We start from the raw sequence: 15,818 nt of genomic DNA on the forward strand, positions 1-15,818 counted from the left end.
GCGCTGCCGGCCTTCCAGGCGCTCCAGTTCATGTGCCGGCCGTTGGTTCGGAGGCCGGTGCCGCAGTGGTGTCGGCCGTCGCACCTCGGGGGACAGCATCATGTACGACTGCGGGACGGCGGCGACGCCAGGTCGCCGACGGCGGCCGCCCCGTCGATGCCGGGCACCGCCCCATCGGCGTTCTCCCGGTCGGCGGTGAAGTAGCGGGGCGCGCAGCCGGCGGAACCCGACTGGGCGGGGACGTAGAAGAGCCCAGCCGGGTCGGTTTCGGCGGGTTCGGGGTCTTCCCCGTACACGTACAGGCACATGGTGTTCCTCCGGGAGCGAGGGAGATGCGCGACTCGGGCACGGGCCCGCGTCCGGCAATGAGGCTATGCCCGCAGGTCAGGCCGCCATCGCGCTCAGCGGCAAACCCTGACGCCGCTCTGACGGTGGGGAGCCGCGCCCGGGCCTCCGGGGGACCCTGCCGAAGGCCAGGCACGGCGGAAGGGTCGGCGGCCTGCGGCAGGGTGCGCGGCAGATCGTGTGCACGGGGGACCGAGGGAGTGTGGAAACCGGTCCGGAGAAATCGGGAACCCGGCGGACGGGGCCGACAGGTAACAGGGGACCGCGACCAGAGCCCGGCCCGTATGGGGAGGAACCGATGAGAGCAGATCACCCCCGGCGGAGCCCGGCCGCATGGGCAGTCTGACTCCCGCGGTCTTCGCCCTTTTCACATGACACCGGCCGCTTCGCCGTGCCCGGTAAGAAAGGCATGCCTTGACACACAAGAGACGAGCACCGGTTACGGCGTTCGCCCCCTTCACCGCCATCACCATCGCCGCGGCCCTGCTGGGCGGAACGGTCGGAGTGGTCCAGGCCGCGCAGGCCGATGGCGCGTCCCGGACCGGATCGCGTCCCGGGGCCGCGTTCGGCACGGGTTCCGACGCCACACGACGGACGGTCACCCTCGTCACCGGCGACAAGGTGACGCTGGACGCCACCGGCAAGGTCGTCGGCGTCACGGCCGCCGAGGGCCGGGAAGGCATGGCGTTCCGCATATCGCGCGCGGCCGGCGGTGACACCTACGCCGTACCGCGCGACGCCGAACGGCTGATCGCGGACGGCACGGCCGACCGGCAACTGTTCGACGTGACGCGGCTGGTGGGTTTCGGGTACGACGACTCCTCACGGCCCGACCTGCCGCTCATCGTCACCTACACCAAGGGCGGTCCCATCGCGGCGCGTACGCTGTCGGACTCCGGCGCCCGCGTCACCCGCGACCTGCCCAGTATCAACGGCAACGCCCTGCGGGCCGGCAAGTCCGAGGCCGCGGCGCTCTGGCGGACCCTCACCGGCAGTGGCGCGAGCGCCCGTTCGTCGGCCACCGCCACCTCGGCCAAGGTCGAGAAGATCTGGCTCGACGGCAAGGTCACGGCGAGCCTGGACCGCAGCACGGCGCAGATCGGCGCCCCCGCTGCCTGGGCGGCCGGTTACGACGGCGCCGGTGTCACCGTCGCCGTGCTGGACACCGGTGTGGACGCGACGCACCCGGACCTGAGGGACCGCGTCGACGCGCAGGTGAACTTCTCCGAGTCCCCGGACACCGTCGACCGCGTGGGCCACGGCACGCATGTGGCCTCGACCGTCGCGGGCTCCGGGGCCCGGTCGGACGGGAAGTACAAGGGCGTCGCGCCCGGCGCCCGCATCATCAGCGGCAAGGTCCTCGGCGACGACGGATCGGGCAGCCCCTCCGGCATCATCGCCGGCATGCAGTGGGCCGTCGCCCAGGGCGCGAAGGTGGTCAACCTCAGCCTCGGCAGCGACGACACCCCGGAGACCGACCCGGTCGAGCAGGCGGTGAACGGGCTGTCGGCGGACTCCGGCACCCTCTTCGTCATCGCCGCGGGCAACGGCGGCCCCGCCGCGGGCACGATCGGTTCCCCGGGCAGCGCCGCCGCCGCGCTCACCGTGGGCGCAGTGGACCGGGCGGACGCCATCGCGGAATTCTCCAGCCGGGGCCCGACCGCCGACGGTTCCCTCAAGCCCGACCTCACCGCCCCCGGCGTGGACATCGTCGCCGCCAAGGCCGCGGAGGGCGTGGAGGGCGACCCGGCAGCCGACGGCTACGTGTCGATGAGCGGTACGTCGATGGCCACCCCGCATGTGGCGGGCGCCGCCGCGATCCTGGCCCAGCAGCACCCGGACTGGACCGGCGGGCGGATCAAGGCCGTCCTCACCGGTTCCGCCGCACCGGCCACTGACCTGGCCGCGTTCGCGCAGGGCACCGGCCGCACCGACATCGCGCGGGCGATACGTCAGCACGTGACCAGCAACCCCACCTCGCTGGACTTCGGCACCGCCCGGTGGCCGCACGCGGACGACGAGCCCGTCACCGAGAAGGTCACCTACCGCAACGACGGTGACCGCCCGGTCACCGTCGACCTGGCGACCGAGGCGTTCGGCGAGGACGGGAAGCCGGCCGCCGAGGGCATGTTCGACGTCTCGCCGAAGCGGCTCACGATCCCGGCGGCCGGCACCGCGACCGCCACGGTGACCGCCGACAGCCGCGCGGGCTCGGCCGACGGCACGTTCGGCGGCTCCGTGACCGCGACGGCCGGGGAGACCGCCGTGCGGACCGCCATCGGCGTGAACCGCGAGCAGGAGTCGTACAACCTGACGGTCAGGCACCTCGATCTGGGGGGCAAGCCCACCGGCGATTCCGAGACGGGCGTGTACGGCCTGGGCAACGACATCTGGCGGGACTGCTCCGACCCCACGGACGGAGAGTTCACGGTGCGGCTGCCCAAGGGCCGCTACGCCCTCGAGGGCCGCGTCTCCACCGGGGCGGACCCCGGCGACGGGAAGCTGGCGCTGCTGCTGCACCCGAAGTTCTCGCTGACCCGGGACACCACCCTGGTCATGGACGCCCGCAAGGCCAGGCCCGTCCGGATCACCGTGCCCGACCGCGCGGCCGAGAACACCGACGCCACACTCAACTTCGGCGTCAACGACAACGGATCCGGCTACACCTCCACCTACGACATGGGCAGCTTCGGCAACCTGCGCGTCGGGCAGCTCGGGGCACCGCTTCCCGCAGGCGAGGCGTTCGCGCAGTACAACGGGACGTGGACCCACGGCACGGTGAACTACCGACCGGCCTCGAACCGCACCGGCGACCTCTCCGGATTCACCGCGAAGCTGCGCCGCCGGGACTTCGCCAAGCTCGTGCTCACCCTCGGCGCGCCCGCCGCGGGCAAGACCGGCAGCCTCGTCGCCGCACCCCTGACGCCCAACGGCAGCTGGTTCGACTTCCACCCGGAGGAGGGCGCCCTGCCGCGCACCGTCACCGACTACGTCCTGCCGGCCGTGAAGTGGCAGTACGCCACCGGCCAGTACGGCGCTCCTGGCGCGGACGGCGAACCCGTGTGGGACGGCGGCCAGACCGTCACCCGGGCCAGGGCCTACGCCGCGGGCAGGACGTACGCGCAGCGCTTCAACATCGGCGTCTTCGGCCCGCACCTGTACAGCGCGGGTGGGGAGGCGTCGGGCGCGGTCCGTCTCGGCGACGACTTCAGCGCCTACGTGCCGCTGTTCTCCGACGGCGCGGGCCATGTCGGCGTCTCCGACTACACCAGGGCCACGAGCGCGCTGTACGCGGACGGCACGCCGGTGTTCACCTCGGACACGCCCCTGGACGGCGACACGCACACCCTGCCCGCCGAGGCGCGGGCCTACCGGCTCACCACGGACGTATCCCGCGCCGCGTCGCTCTCCGCGGTCAGCACCCGGGTGACGGCCGAGTGGACCTTCCGCTCCGCCCACGTCTCGGGCGACACCATGACGTGGCTGCCCCTGTCGGCGGTGCGCTTCACGCCCAAGCTCCAGGCGGCCAGCACGGCCAGGGCGGGCAGGGCCTTCACCGTCCCGTTCACGGTCGAGGGCGCGGCCACCGCCCGCATCGCCCGCAAGCTGGCGTTCTCGGTGTCCTACGACGGCGGCAGGAGCTGGAAGCCGGCCAAGGTCACCGACCGTGAGCGGCTCGAACTGCGCCACCCCGCCCGCCCGGGCACCGTCTCGCTGCGCGTCGTGCTCACCGACGCCGACGGCAACACCCTGAAGCAGACGATCTACCGCGCCTACCGCACCACCGCGTAGGCACTGCGCTCCACACGCGGGCCCCGGGCCGTCGGCCCGGGGCCCGTCCGCTCCCGACGTCCGGGGTCACGCGTCGACCGCGCGCGTCGTGCCGGCCCAGCTGTCCAGGTCGGCCAGGCGTGCGGTGAGGGCGGCGCGCATGGCGTCCGCGCCGAAGACGCCGAGGGCCAGTCGCAGGGGCGGGGCGTCGCTGTCCGCGGCTGCTCGGATGCCCGCTGCGATGCGCGCCGGTGACGCGTACGCGGACGCGGGCTGTGCGCCGATGGCCTTCTGGACCTCACGGACGGTCTGGTCGTAGTCGTCGATGGCGGCCGCGACGTCGAGGTTGTCGAGGAAGGCCGTGGCGGTGGGACCGGGCTGGACCATGGTGACCTTGATGCCGAGCGGGGCGAGCTCGTCGGCGAGGGCGTCCGACAGACCTTCGACGGCGTACTGCGCGCACGGCGGGCGCTCCGGCGTACTGCGCGCACGGCGGGCGCTCCGGCCACATCACAGCGGCGAGGCATCCGGGTGGGTGCCCGAGGGCTCCAGCCGGACGACGATGCCCTTCGAGGTCGGCTGGTTGCTGGTCTCGGCCACGCTCTCCAGCGGCACCAGGACCTGGGTCTCGGGGTAGTACGCGGCGGCGCAGCCCAGCGCGGTCGGGTAGGGGACCACCTCGAAGCCCTCCGCACGGCGCTCCACGTCATCGTTCCACACGCTCACCAGGTCCACCGACTGTCCTTCGCGAAGCCCGAGTTCGGTCAGGTCCGCGGGGTTGACCAGCACGACGCGGCGGCTGCCGTGGATGCCCCGGTAACGGTCGTTGTTGGTGTACGGGATGGTGTTCCACTGGTCGTGGGAGCGCAGGGTCTGCAGCAGCAGGTGCCTGTCCGGGGCCTGCGGCATGGCCCAGGCGTTGCTGGTGAACATGGCCTTGCCGGTGGCGGTGGCGAAGACGCCCTCGTTGACGGGGTTCGGCAGCCTGATGCCGCCCGGCCGGACGACTCGCCGGTTGAAGTCGTGCAGCCCCGGCAGGATGTGCGCGATGCGGTGGCGGATCGTGCCGTAGTCGGTCTCGAACTGCTTCCACGGGATGCCGGTCCTGCCGTCGAGGGTGTGCCGGGCGAGCCGGCACAGGATGGCGATCTCGCTGAGCAGCAGTTTGGAGGCCGGTTCGAGACGTCCGCGGGAGGTGTGCACCTCGCTCATCGAGTTCTCGACGGTGACGAACTGCTCGCCGCAGGGCTGCACGTCCCGTTCGGTGCGGCCCAGGGTCGGCAGGATGAGTGCCGTCCGTCCGCAGACCGCGTGCGACCTGTTGAGCTTGGTGGAGATGTGGGCGGTCAGGCGGCATCGCCGCATGGCCTCCTCGGTGACCGCGCTGTCGGGCGCGGCCCGGACGAAGTTGCCCGCGAGGCCGAGGAAGACCTTGATGCGGCCCTCCCGCATGGCCTTGATCGAGTTCACCGAGTCCAGACCGTGGGCGCGTGGCGGGTCGAAGCCGAACTCCCGCTGCAGCGCGTCCAGGAAGGAGTCCGGCATCTGTTCCCAGATGCCCATCGTGCGGTCGCCCTGGACGTTGCTGTGTCCGCGCACCGGGCAGGCGCCGGCCCCGGCCCTGCCGAGGTTGCCGCGCAGCATCAGGAAGTTGACGATCTCCCGGATGGTGGGGACAGCGTGCTGGTGCTGCGTCACGCCCATGGCCCAGCAGACGATGACGCGCTCGCTGTGCAGGACGTCGTCCCGCACGTCCTCGATCTCCTCGCGGGTCAGTCCCGTCGCGGGCAGGATCTGTTCCCAGCCGATGCCGTGGGCGTGCTGCGCGAACTCCTCGAAACCGCTGGTGCTGGAGCGGATGAAGTCATGGTCGAGCACGGTGCCCGGCCGGGCGTCCTCGGCCTCCAGCAGCAGCCTGTTGAGGCCCTGGAACAGCGCGAGGTCGCCGCCGCTGCGGATGTGCAGGAACCGGTCGGCGATCCGGGTGCCGTGTCCGATGATCCCGCGCGGCTTCTGCGGGTTCTTGAACCGCAGCAACCCGGCTTCCGGGAGCGTGTTCACCGCGATGACGCGGGCGCCGTTGCGCTTGGCCTCCTCCAGGGCGGAGAGCTGCCGCGGATGGTTCGTACCCGGATTCTGGCCCACCAGGAAGATCAGGTCGGCGTGGTGGAGGTCGTCCAGGCTGACGGTCCCCTTGCCGGTGCCGAGGGTCTCGTGCAGGGCGGTGCCGCTGGACTCGTGGCACATGTTGCTGCAGTCGGGCAGGTTGTTGGTGCCGAACGCCCTGGCGAAGAGCTGCAGGACGAAGGCGGCCTCGTTGCTGGCCCGGCCCGAGGTGTAGAAGACCGCCTCGTCGGGTGAGTCGAGCGAGTTCAGCTCCGCGGCGATCAGCTCGAAGGCGTCGCGCCAGCTGATCGGTTCGTAGTGGTCGGAGTCGGGCCGCTTGACCATCGGTTCGGTGAGCCGGCCCTGCTGGTTCAGCCACAGGTCCGACCCCCGTCCCAGCTCGGAGACCGAGTGCCGCCGGAAGAACTCGGCGGGGATGCGCCGCGTCGTGGCCTCGTCGTTGATGTGCTTGGCACCGTTCTCGCAGTACTCGTTGCGGTGCCGGTGGCCGGGAGCGGGATCCGCCCAGGCGCAGCCGGGGCAGTCGATGCCGTCCACCTGGTTCATGGTCAGCAGCGTCACCCCGGTGCGCGCGACCGAGGTCTCCTCGAGGGAGTACTCCAGCGCGTGCCGTACGGCGGGCACTCCCGCGGCCCATTCCTTGGGCGGGGTCACGCCGAGCGCTTCGTCCGGCTCTTCTCGGGGGGCCTTCTTCATGACGTGCGTCCCTCGTTCTCTCGTCCGCGGATCGCTCATCCGACCGGCCACCGCGGGACCCGGCTCCGTGGCGGTTCCGGCTCCAGCGGCCGCACGTGTCCGTTGTGGATGGACGCCCGCCAGGCTCCGCTCTCCTCGCCGATGCCCTCGATGTACTCCTTGAAGTTGCGCAGCTCCGCCCGGACGACGCGGCGCGCGACCCCGAGGGCACTCGTGACGGTGTCCGCGATGCCGCGGCGTGTGGTCTCCATCCGCACGGTCACTTCGGTGCGGTCCGCTGCCACGGAGCGGAAGGAGACCGTGCCCCGGTGGTAGGGGCTGCGTCGCAGGCTCTGCCAGACGAGGTGCGAGTCCGGTTGCTGCTCGACGATCTCCGCCTTGAACTCCCGGTGCAACGGGCCGATCCCGATGACCCAGTGGGTGACCGAGGGGTTGATCTGCTCGACCCTCCTCACCGCGGACATGAACCGCGGAAAGCTCTTGAACTGGGTCCACTGGTTGTACGCGGTACGTACCGGGACCGCGATCTCGACCACTTCTTCGACGGTCGTCATGGCCCACCTTCTTCAGGCGCCGCTCTCTCCAGTGTCACCGCCCGCCAGGGACGTCGCATGTGGGTGAGCGCGGCGAGGGGACGCTGCGCCCGGCTCCCGTCACGTTCGGTGGCGACCGCGTCTGCGGCGCTGCCCCACAAGACGCAGCTGCCTCCGGTCCGGCACGGTGGGCGTGCCGGACCGGAGGCAGTTGGCGTTGTCTCCCCTTCGACGCTAGGCGGTTCGGTTCCGCCGTACGAGCCCGACCGCCGTGTCGACGACGAGGAATCCGAGCAGCGTGATGCCCAGGAGGGGCAGCGCCCAGCCGAGCGCGGCGACGGCCGGGACGCCGATGATCAGCAACGGCAGGGGCAGCTGCCGCCACGTCGCCCGTACGGGGGCCTTGCCGAGTGCCGCCGTGCGGTCGCCACGCGTGGGCCGGCGCTGCCACCACATCCGGTAGCCCCACACGATCACGGCGATCAGGCCGAGCGCGATCAGCGCCAGCAGGATCTGGTTGACGATGCCGAACAGCAGGCCCATGTGGCCCTGGACGCCGAGCTTGCTGAGCTTGGCCAGGACCGGGTAGTCGGCCCACCTGCTCTCCGAGGTGACCTGGCCCCTGGCGGCGTCGACGGCGACCTGGTCGTAGTGGACCGGCCACAGGTCGTCGTCCTGGGCCACCGTCCAGGCGGCCGCGTCGTCCGTGGGCGGCGTCAGCTCCACCCGGCCGCCCAGCCCGGCGTCGCGGGCCACCCCGAGGACCGCGTCGAAGTCGGCGGGGTCCGCCGACGCCGCGCCCTGGTCCGTGCCGTGTCCGGCGTGCCCCGCGTGCTCGCCCTCCGTCGCCCCGGCTCCGCCGGGCAGGGAGGTGACCAGTTCGGGGGCGTTTCCCTTGGCCGCGTCGAGCAGCTGCCCGAACCGGTCACCGGCGTAGTGGGACCAGGTCAGACCGGTGGCGCTGAGAGCGAGCAGGCCGACGGCGATCCAGACGCCCGTGGCCGCGTGCCGGCTGCGGGTACGCCGTACGCCCCGGGCGGAGCGGTCGGGCAGCAGCACACCGCGTGCCGACGTGGCACGCTGCCCGCGGGCACGCCCCAGCCACAGGACGAGGCCCCCTGCCACGATCACCCACAGCCAGCTCGCGGCGACCTCCGAGTACAGACGCCCGGTCTCACCGAGGTGCAGGTTGCGGTGCAGGTCGTCCATCCAGGTGGTCAGCGGCGTCGAGCCGTACCACGTGGTCAGCTCACCCTTGACCTCGGCCGTGTACGGGTCCACGAACACCGTGCGCTGGTTCTCGCCCAGTTCAGGCAGCGACAGCACCACCCGCGTGGTCTCCTCCGGGCCGGACGGAGTGATCACCGAGGACAGCGTGCCCTCCGGGTGGGCCGCCCGGGCGGTGGCGATCTGCTCCGCCAGGGGGCGCGGTTCGTCACCCACCTCCGCCACACCGAGCTGGTCGCCGTAGACGAGCTGGTCGAGCTGGGGCGTGACGGTGTAGGCCAGCCCCGTCAGGGCGGCCACGAGCAGGAAGGGGGCGACGAACACCCCCGCGTAGAAGTGCAGCCGTACGAGCAGCGCCCGAACGCCCTTCCACGAACGGCCGGGTCGTACGGGACCGGTCCCCGAGGTGGCCGGCGGTACGGCGGGGCCGTCGGCCTCCGCGACGGCCACCGCGGCTTCGTCGCGGTCGTCCCTTGGCGTTTGTTCCTGTGTCGAAGTCATGCGTGCATCCCCAATCGGCGCCCGGCGCACTGGGCGCGGGCGCTCATGAAGCCGACGATTCGGTCCGCCTTCACGGCGGTACGGCGTGGCGGGCCTGCCGTTCCGGCACCGGGCGCGCGTGGATGCGCCGGGCGGACGGTGTGCGTGGGCACGCCGGACTGCGCCCGTCACCGCGACGGGGCGTGACGGACGGTCAGGAGCAGATCGCCGGCCGCGGGGGGCCGCGTCGTGTGACGCTGTGCCACAGGGTCGCCTGGTGGTCCAGGCGTGGGGGGACGTGGAAGGACGCGGGCGTCGCAGGGGCGGGTGACGTGACGACGGCTCGGACGCGCGAAGCCCGGCGCAGTGGAGCGAAGACGAAAGCGGCCAGGGAGCGGCCGAGTTGGAAGGCCGCGGCCTCACCGCACCACAGCCACAGCCCGCACAGGACCGCGGCCAGGGCGTGGGCGGAGACCATGCCGGTGGACCAGCCGCCCATGGCGGCGGTGCTCATGGGCATCGCGGCCACGGCGGCCGAAGACCGGTGGCCGGCCGTCATATCGGCGGGGGCGGCGGCGAAAGCCTGGGCGAGGCTGAACCAGCCGTGCAGGGCGAACTGGGCCGCCGCGGTCGCCGCCATGACCGCCGGGGCACCGCGCTCACGGCGACCCGCCAGCCACCACGCTCCGGCGGTGGTGGCGGCGAACCCGTACCCCACCGCCCAACCGGGAACCGCCCGCGACATCAGGGCGTGTCCGAGACCCGTCACCGCCACGCACACGGCCGCGAACACCGCGGCACGCGCGAGGCGGAAGGCGGGCCCGGATGTCATGGGCAGCAATGATGCCATCGACCACCCGAATGAGGGACGGGGCACGCGGAAGCACCGACGGCGCACGATGGCCTGTGCTGGCTACGCGCCGTCAAACCCGTGGGCTCTCCCCGTAGTCCATCGCGGCCCGCCACAGGGCGCGGCCGTAGCCCGACCGCGGCGCCCGGGCAGGACCGACCCCGACGTACCGGGGCGGGCCCGCGACGCGCCCCTCGTGGACGACGACGAGGACCCGTCCCACGGAGCCGTGAGCACCGGCCGCAGCCATTCCCAGCGGAAGGGCACGCGCCGCAGCCCGCTTCGCGGGGACGGGAGGTGAGCCCCGGCGCGACTCGCTCCGGCGCGGCCAGGGGACATGCGGGCGGCCCGCCGGTGTACCGGCGGGCTGCTCCATCCCCACAACCTGGCGGCAGGCGCTTTCCGCCCGATCGCGCCCATGACCTCCCCGCAGGTTGATGCAACAACCCTACATATTGCTTGACGCGGCAAGGAAGTCGCGGGGAGGGATCGCAAGGATGCGCCCTGCGGACAAACCGCAGTCTTTATCTGAATTCGGCCCATACCCGGATGAATCGATTTAGCATGCCCCTGTTGGAGCTGGCGGCGGCCTCGGGCACGCCACAGAGAGGGCCCGGGCCGTCATCAGATTTCGCTTTCGCTGACGCGGTGACATCGTGAACCAGGCATTTCGTACGAACATCCTTCCACCCCACGAGAAGGCGGAGTACTGGACGGACGCAGTCCACCAGGCAGTCACCAGGCTTGAGATCCGGCCTCCAGAGGACGGCACGTTGTGCGGATCCCTCTGGCTGGCCTCGGTCGGTGCCATCCATGTGGGCCACGTCGAGGCAAGCCCTCAACGGATGGCCCGGACCAGAGGGATCATCGCCAACGACGCCGGCAACGCGCTTATCGTGAGCCTGCAGGAAGCAGGCAGCAGCGTCGTGGCGCAGGACGGACGCGAGACGCTCCTCACCCCCGGGGAACTGGTCCTGCTCGACTCCCGGCGACCCTTCTTCAGGGACTTTCCCGGCAGCTTCCGTCAGAACATCGCCTCCATCCCACTCGAGATGCTGGACCTTCCCGATGCGTACCTGGCCCGCGCCATCGGCCGGCCGTATCGCCCAAACCACTACATCGGCGGAATCCTCGCCGCGTACGTGACCAGGCTCGCCGCGGCGGCGGCGTCCGAGACCTGCCTGGCAGGAGCACAGCAGTACCTGGAGCGGGGGATGCTCGACGTGCTGACCGCGCTCGTGGCACACGACGGCAGGCTCGACGCCGACGTCACGCCCACCGCCGAGGAGACGATGCGGCTGCTCGTGCGCGACTACATCAAGGCCCACCTCGGCCGACCGGAACTCTCCCCGGCCGTGATCGCGGCCGCGCACCACATCTCCGTGCGCTATCTGCACAAGTTGTTCCAGGGCGAGGACATGACGCTCAGCCGATGGATCCACCACCAGCGGCTGGAAGCCTGCCGTGAGGATCTCGCACGTCCTGACCTGGCCGGGTTGACCGTGGCGACGATCGCGCAGCGATGGGGTTTCGTCAGTCCCGCGCACTTCAGCCGGACCTTTCATTCCGCCTACGGCATCTCCCCGGCCGCGTGGCGCCGAATGGTCCTCGCCGATCTTCCCGGGCACCCTTGACCGGCGGCTACGGCGAGGTGCCGTTCATGATCAGCGCCAGCGCATGGGCCTGACGCCTTCCGACGGGTCGGGGTCCGCCGGGCAGGGAAGGACCGCCCCACCCCCCTCTCCGTGGCGGGCCAGCGCGATCATCGCGAGATCGTCGGCCGGCAGGGCACCACAGTGGGCGACGATGTCCTCGACGATCTCCGCCAGGACGTGGTGCAGGCGCTCGTGACAGAAACGGTGCCGGTCATGCCAGGTCCACGAGGTGGCGCGTTCCAGGAGCGGGAAGGAGGTCCCGCTGCAGTCGCGGGCCTCGATGAGGCCGTCGGTGTACAGCAACAGCGTGTCGTGGGGGCCGAGTTCGAAGGCGTTCTCATGGGCGCGGATGTCGCACAGCGGGCTGAGCCCGAGCGGCGGGCAGGGCGTGCCGGGCAGCAGGACCAGTTCTCCCGAGCGTGCCCGCACCGGGGGCGGATGGCCGAAGTTGACCATGCGGGCGTCGGGCTCACCGTCCGGCACCTCCAGGATCAGCGCCGTCGCGAAGCGTTCGTCCGCGTCGCAGCGTGCGTCGTCGTCCGCGTCGGCCAGGTACCGCAGGAAGCTCTCCTCCAGGTGGGTGGACAGCTCGACCAGGGAGACGGGCTGCGGCGCCCATTCACGGAAGGCTCCGAGGATGGCGATGACGTCGAGGAACGAGGGCAGCCCTCTCCCCCGGACGTCGCCGATGATGATGCGGGTCGCCGCGTCGGCCCGGGCGACCGCGTAGAGGTCCCCGCCCACCCGGGCCTGCCCGCCGCAGGCGTGGTAGACGGAAGCGAGGTCGAGGCCGCCGACACGCGAGGGAAGCGGTCGCAGCAGCACATCTTGCACGGCGTCGGAGACGGCGAGGGAACTCGCCACCCGCCGGCGGTACAGCCGGAGCAGCCTGCCGCATGCCACGGCCGCCGCCGGTGCCGCAACCAGCTGCAGGAGACGGCAGGCGCTCTTCACCCGACCGCGCAGGGGAACGGCCGCGCAGATCGTGAGTACCCCCAGCAAGGCCCCCGCGATGGGCACGAGCCGTACCACCCGCATGTCGTCGAATTGCTTGAGATCAGTCATGCCGCACCTCTCCTTTCCCACGCACCCGCCCTGTCGGTGGGAGGCTGCGGCGGCCGCCGGGGCGGACGCTCATCGGGGATCCGGTGGTCGTCGCGCCACGACCGCCGTGAAGACGTTCGAGGAGATGTCGTGGGACGAGTTGGGCACGAAACTGGAGGAGGAGATGCGGGCCGCGTTTCTGGTGACCAAGGCCGTCGTCCCCGGCATGACGGCGCGCGGCTACGGCCGGATCGTCTCATGAGCACCGGGACGAGCCGACAGCCCCGGGAACGGATGGTGGCACTCGGAACCTCGAAGGCGGCCCTGAACCAGTTCGCCCGCTACGTCGCGCAGGAGATGGGGCCTCGCGGGATCACCGTCAACGTGGTGGCCGCGAGCCCGGTGGACGAGACCAGCATCGCCGATGTCCTCGGCGACCTGCACAGGAAGCGCCAGGCGGCGCAGACCGTGCTCGGCCGGATGGCCAAGCCCGACGATGTGGCCCGGGCCGTCGCCTTCTACGCCGGCGAGGACAGCGGGTTCATCACGGGCACGGTCGCGGGGGTCAACGGCGGCGGGGCCTGGGACTGACCTCCTGAGGAACCACCGGCACCACTACACCTGATCGAAGGAGTCATCATGGAGTCCATGGCCACCGCCCTGGTGGTGCAACCCGGTGAGGCAGCCGGGGCGTCACTTACCGACGGCGCATTCGAGCTGCTCGCCGACGGGGGCGCGGTGAGCGCCAGTCGGCTCACCCTCGCAACCGGCGCCGACGGTGCACCCCCGCACCACCACAAGCTCTCCCACGAGCTCTTCTACGTACTGGACGGGACGATGCTCTTCCGTCTCGGCGACACTCTGACCACGGTGGGAAAGGGCGGGCTCGTCGTCATTCCGCCCGGCCTGCCGCACGTGTTCGGGGCGGCAGAGGGTGAGGTGGCCGACGTAGTCGTCGTGCTCAGCCCTGGCATCGAACGGTTCGGCTACTTCGAGCAGTTGGCCGCCATCAGCCGTGGCGAGGCGGAATTCGCGTCACTTCTCCCCGAGCAGCACCGCTACGACGTGCACTTCGAGGACCTCCCCGACTGGCGGTCGGGCCCGTCGGGGTGATTCCAAGCCGACGCACTGCCTGGATCGGCCCCAGGGAGGCCGAGCTCCCGTCACCGGCGGCCCCGCAGAGACAGAGGTGGCCCGGTACGGCCACCTCCGTCTGGCAGCGCGTGGCGTACATTCCATCGGCGTGAGTAGCCGGGGGCGGCATTTCCGGGCTATAGGGACGGTGGCGTTCCGGCGGGCCAATCCACCCGTGCGCCAATGCCCGGCGCACGGGTGGATTGCAGCAATGTACACGACCGGTTGTCTATAGCGCCCAGCGGATGTGCCCGTTTCTGGGCGACCAGGTCAGCTTTCCGGCATCACGGGCGAGTCGATGTCGAGATCGCCGAGCGATTCCCCGTACACGGCGAATCGCTGGGCGTCCCAGACGGGGGCCGGCACGCCCGGTACCGGCTCGTCGCCCCTCATGAAGAGGACCTCGGGACCGCCGGGGGTGAACAGGAAGAGGAGCTTGGCGTAGCGGGTGCTCTTGTTCAGGAAGCGATGCCGGGTGCCCGGCGGAACGTACAGGAAGTCCCCCGATCGCGCGATGATCTTCTCGTCGCCGTTGAGGAACTCGAGTTCACCGTCGAGGAGGTAGAAGGCCTCGCTGTTGCGGTTGTGGACGTGCGCCACCGGCCCGGCGCCGGGCGGTACGTCCGCCTCGACGAAGCCCAGGTGCCCGTCGGTGACGCCGGTGTGGACCTTGACCGAGTAGACGCTGTCGGACACCCACTTGGTGATGCCTTCGCCAGCGGGCACATGGATGGCTCCACGTTTCGTCCAGCGCGGGTCGTCGGCGTCTATCTGCAGCATGGGAAGACTCATCCAGAACTCCTGACAGTGGTAGCAGGCGCGGTCGACCCCGCGCCTGACAGTTGTCAGACTAGCCGGTTCTGACAGCTGTCAGGCAAGTGGGGTCCGTTCCTCCTGTCGGCGCCCGCACCGGTTTCCCGGCGCCTGGCCGCTGCGCGGGCGGGTGGGCCGCTGCGCGCTCCTGTCGACGCACGACGGTAATCTTTGGACCGGACGCCGCCTCTCGTAGCCGATCCGAGCCCTCGATCCGACCGGGCGGTTGCGGGCCGCGGCTCAGGTGGCGTGGCTTCCGACCGGCGGCAGGGATTCCGTCGCTCGGCCGAGGAAACCAGGAGTACGAGCGAGGTGTCAGTGGCGGAACACGGCGCGATGGACGACAGGCAGGACCACCGCCGTCGGGTGAGAACGCCACAGGTCGACCTCACCGATTCCGAGATCCTCCAACGCGGACTCGAAGCCTTCGCCGAACTGGGCTACCCGGGTGCGTCCGTGCGCGAACTGGCCAAGCGCCTGGGGGTCAACCACAACTTCATCAACGACCGCTTCGGTTCGAAGGAGAAGTTCTGGCGCGCGGCGGTCGACCATGCCCTCAGGGCTCCCATGCGGCAGCTCGTCACCATCCTCGAGGGTGACCTGGACGATGTCGAGAAGTTCAAGTGCGTCGTTCGGACCTATCACTCCCTGGCCGCGAACATGCCCCACGCGAACCGCATAATTTCCGATGAGTCAGTTTTCGAGTCAGACCGTCTGAACTATCTGTACAGCGAGTACACCGGCCGATTCCTGGACAAACTCGAACCGCTTGCGCAGCGGCTCATTGCTTCGGGCCGGATGCCGCCCATGAACATGGACGTACTGTTCAGCGCGCTCACGGGACCCGCAGTCGTCATGGCCCAAAATCAACTCGTGCGCCGCACGAACGAAGCGGGGGATCCGCGGACCGACGAGTGGCGGCAAAAGACGGACTCCTTGGCCGAGGTGGTCATTCGAGGGCTGCTCAGCTAGAGATCCACCTCATGTGGCCCGCCCAAGGGCCTGCGGATGGGGATCGTGGACGAGGCTGCACTACGGCCGACGGCGCCCGGAACCGTTGACGTCTCCCGGCGCATCATGGTGCGGGCCTGCATGAGACCGGCTGTTCGGGGCACACGGTGACTGACACGGCGGACAACTCAA

The 15,818-nt window shown here is 70.9% G+C and carries 14 protein-coding genes; 6 read left to right on the forward strand and 8 right to left on the reverse strand.

Features of this window, described 5'->3' with window-relative positions; translation table 11 throughout:
* Window positions 1-98: 98 nt before the first annotated feature.
* Complete coding sequence (locus PV410_RS31520) at window positions 99-308, reverse strand: hypothetical protein (RefSeq protein ID WP_500329156.1); 210 nt, start codon at window positions 306-308, stop codon at window positions 99-101.
* 451 nt (window positions 309-759) lie between these two features.
* Here PV410_RS31520 and PV410_RS31525 point away from each other — a divergent pair, with 451 nt between their 5' ends.
* A complete protein-coding gene (locus PV410_RS31525) occupies window positions 760-4,137 on the forward strand; it encodes a S8 family peptidase (protein ID WP_500329157.1) in 3,378 nt (1,125 codons plus the stop codon).
* 66 nt (window positions 4,138-4,203) lie between these two features.
* Here PV410_RS31525 and PV410_RS31530 read toward each other — a convergent pair whose 3' ends face one another.
* From PV410_RS31530 to PV410_RS31550, 5 genes are all read right to left on the reverse strand, one after another.
* Window positions 4,204-4,503, reverse strand: a complete 300-nt coding sequence (locus tag PV410_RS31530) for a Rossmann-fold NAD(P)-binding domain-containing protein (protein ID WP_500329158.1) — start codon at window positions 4,501-4,503, stop codon at window positions 4,204-4,206.
* A gap of 123 nt (window positions 4,504-4,626) precedes the next feature.
* Entirely contained in the window at window positions 4,627-6,939 is a 2,313-nt protein-coding gene (locus tag PV410_RS31535; protein WP_500329159.1) for an FdhF/YdeP family oxidoreductase, read from the reverse strand.
* A 35-nt stretch (window positions 6,940-6,974) separates the two neighbouring features.
* Complete coding sequence (locus PV410_RS31540; RefSeq protein WP_500329160.1) at window positions 6,975-7,493, reverse strand: SRPBCC family protein; 519 nt, start codon at window positions 7,491-7,493, stop codon at window positions 6,975-6,977.
* A 213-nt stretch (window positions 7,494-7,706) separates the two neighbouring features.
* Complete coding sequence (locus PV410_RS31545; RefSeq protein WP_500329161.1) at window positions 7,707-9,200, reverse strand: PepSY-associated TM helix domain-containing protein; 1,494 nt, start codon at window positions 9,198-9,200, stop codon at window positions 7,707-7,709.
* Between the two features lie 193 nt (window positions 9,201-9,393).
* On the reverse strand, window positions 9,394-10,011 hold the full coding sequence (locus PV410_RS31550) for a hypothetical protein (protein ID WP_500329162.1): 618 nt from the start codon (window positions 10,009-10,011) through the stop codon (window positions 9,394-9,396).
* 674 nt (window positions 10,012-10,685) lie between these two features.
* Here PV410_RS31550 and PV410_RS31555 point away from each other — a divergent pair.
* Window positions 10,686-11,663: a helix-turn-helix domain-containing protein gene (locus PV410_RS31555; RefSeq protein WP_500329163.1), complete on the forward strand. Its 978-nt coding sequence runs from the start codon at window positions 10,686-10,688 to the stop codon at window positions 11,661-11,663.
* A gap of 30 nt (window positions 11,664-11,693) precedes the next feature.
* Here PV410_RS31555 and PV410_RS31560 read toward each other — a convergent pair whose 3' ends face one another.
* On the reverse strand, window positions 11,694-12,749 hold the full coding sequence (locus PV410_RS31560) for a PP2C family protein-serine/threonine phosphatase (protein WP_500329164.1): 1,056 nt from the start codon (window positions 12,747-12,749) through the stop codon (window positions 11,694-11,696).
* Between the two features lie 106 nt (window positions 12,750-12,855).
* Between PV410_RS31560 and PV410_RS31565 the strand changes: the two genes are divergently transcribed.
* From PV410_RS31565 to PV410_RS31575, 3 genes are read left to right on the forward strand one after another with little or no spacing between them, the layout of a single operon-like run.
* Window positions 12,856-12,990: a hypothetical protein gene (locus PV410_RS31565; protein WP_500329165.1), complete on the forward strand. Its 135-nt coding sequence runs from the start codon at window positions 12,856-12,858 to the stop codon at window positions 12,988-12,990.
* Window positions 12,987-13,319, forward strand: coding sequence for an SDR family NAD(P)-dependent oxidoreductase (locus tag PV410_RS31570; RefSeq protein WP_500329166.1), 333 nt, complete (start codon window positions 12,987-12,989; stop codon window positions 13,317-13,319). The genes PV410_RS31565 and PV410_RS31570 overlap by 4 nt, the downstream gene beginning before the upstream one ends.
* A 48-nt stretch (window positions 13,320-13,367) precedes the next feature.
* Window positions 13,368-13,841, forward strand: coding sequence for a cupin domain-containing protein (locus PV410_RS31575; RefSeq protein ID WP_500329167.1), 474 nt, complete (start codon window positions 13,368-13,370; stop codon window positions 13,839-13,841).
* Between the two features lie 291 nt (window positions 13,842-14,132).
* On the opposite strand, the gene PV410_RS31580 is transcribed toward PV410_RS31575, so the two are convergent.
* Window positions 14,133-14,654 carry a cupin domain-containing protein gene (locus PV410_RS31580; protein ID WP_500329168.1) on the reverse strand — a complete coding sequence of 174 codons (522 nt, stop codon included), beginning with the start codon at window positions 14,652-14,654 and terminating at the stop codon, window positions 14,133-14,135.
* 270 nt (window positions 14,655-14,924) lie between these two features.
* Here PV410_RS31580 and PV410_RS31585 point away from each other — a divergent pair, with 270 nt between their 5' ends.
* Window positions 14,925-15,647 carry a TetR/AcrR family transcriptional regulator gene (locus tag PV410_RS31585; RefSeq protein WP_500329169.1) on the forward strand — a complete coding sequence of 241 codons (723 nt, stop codon included), beginning with the start codon at window positions 14,925-14,927 and terminating at the stop codon, window positions 15,645-15,647.
* Window positions 15,648-15,818 lie beyond the last annotated feature (171 nt).

The sequence above is a fragment of the Streptomyces sp. PA03-5A genome, from assembly GCF_033792725.1.
Taxonomy (GTDB): domain Bacteria; phylum Actinomycetota; class Actinomycetes; order Streptomycetales; family Streptomycetaceae; genus Actinacidiphila.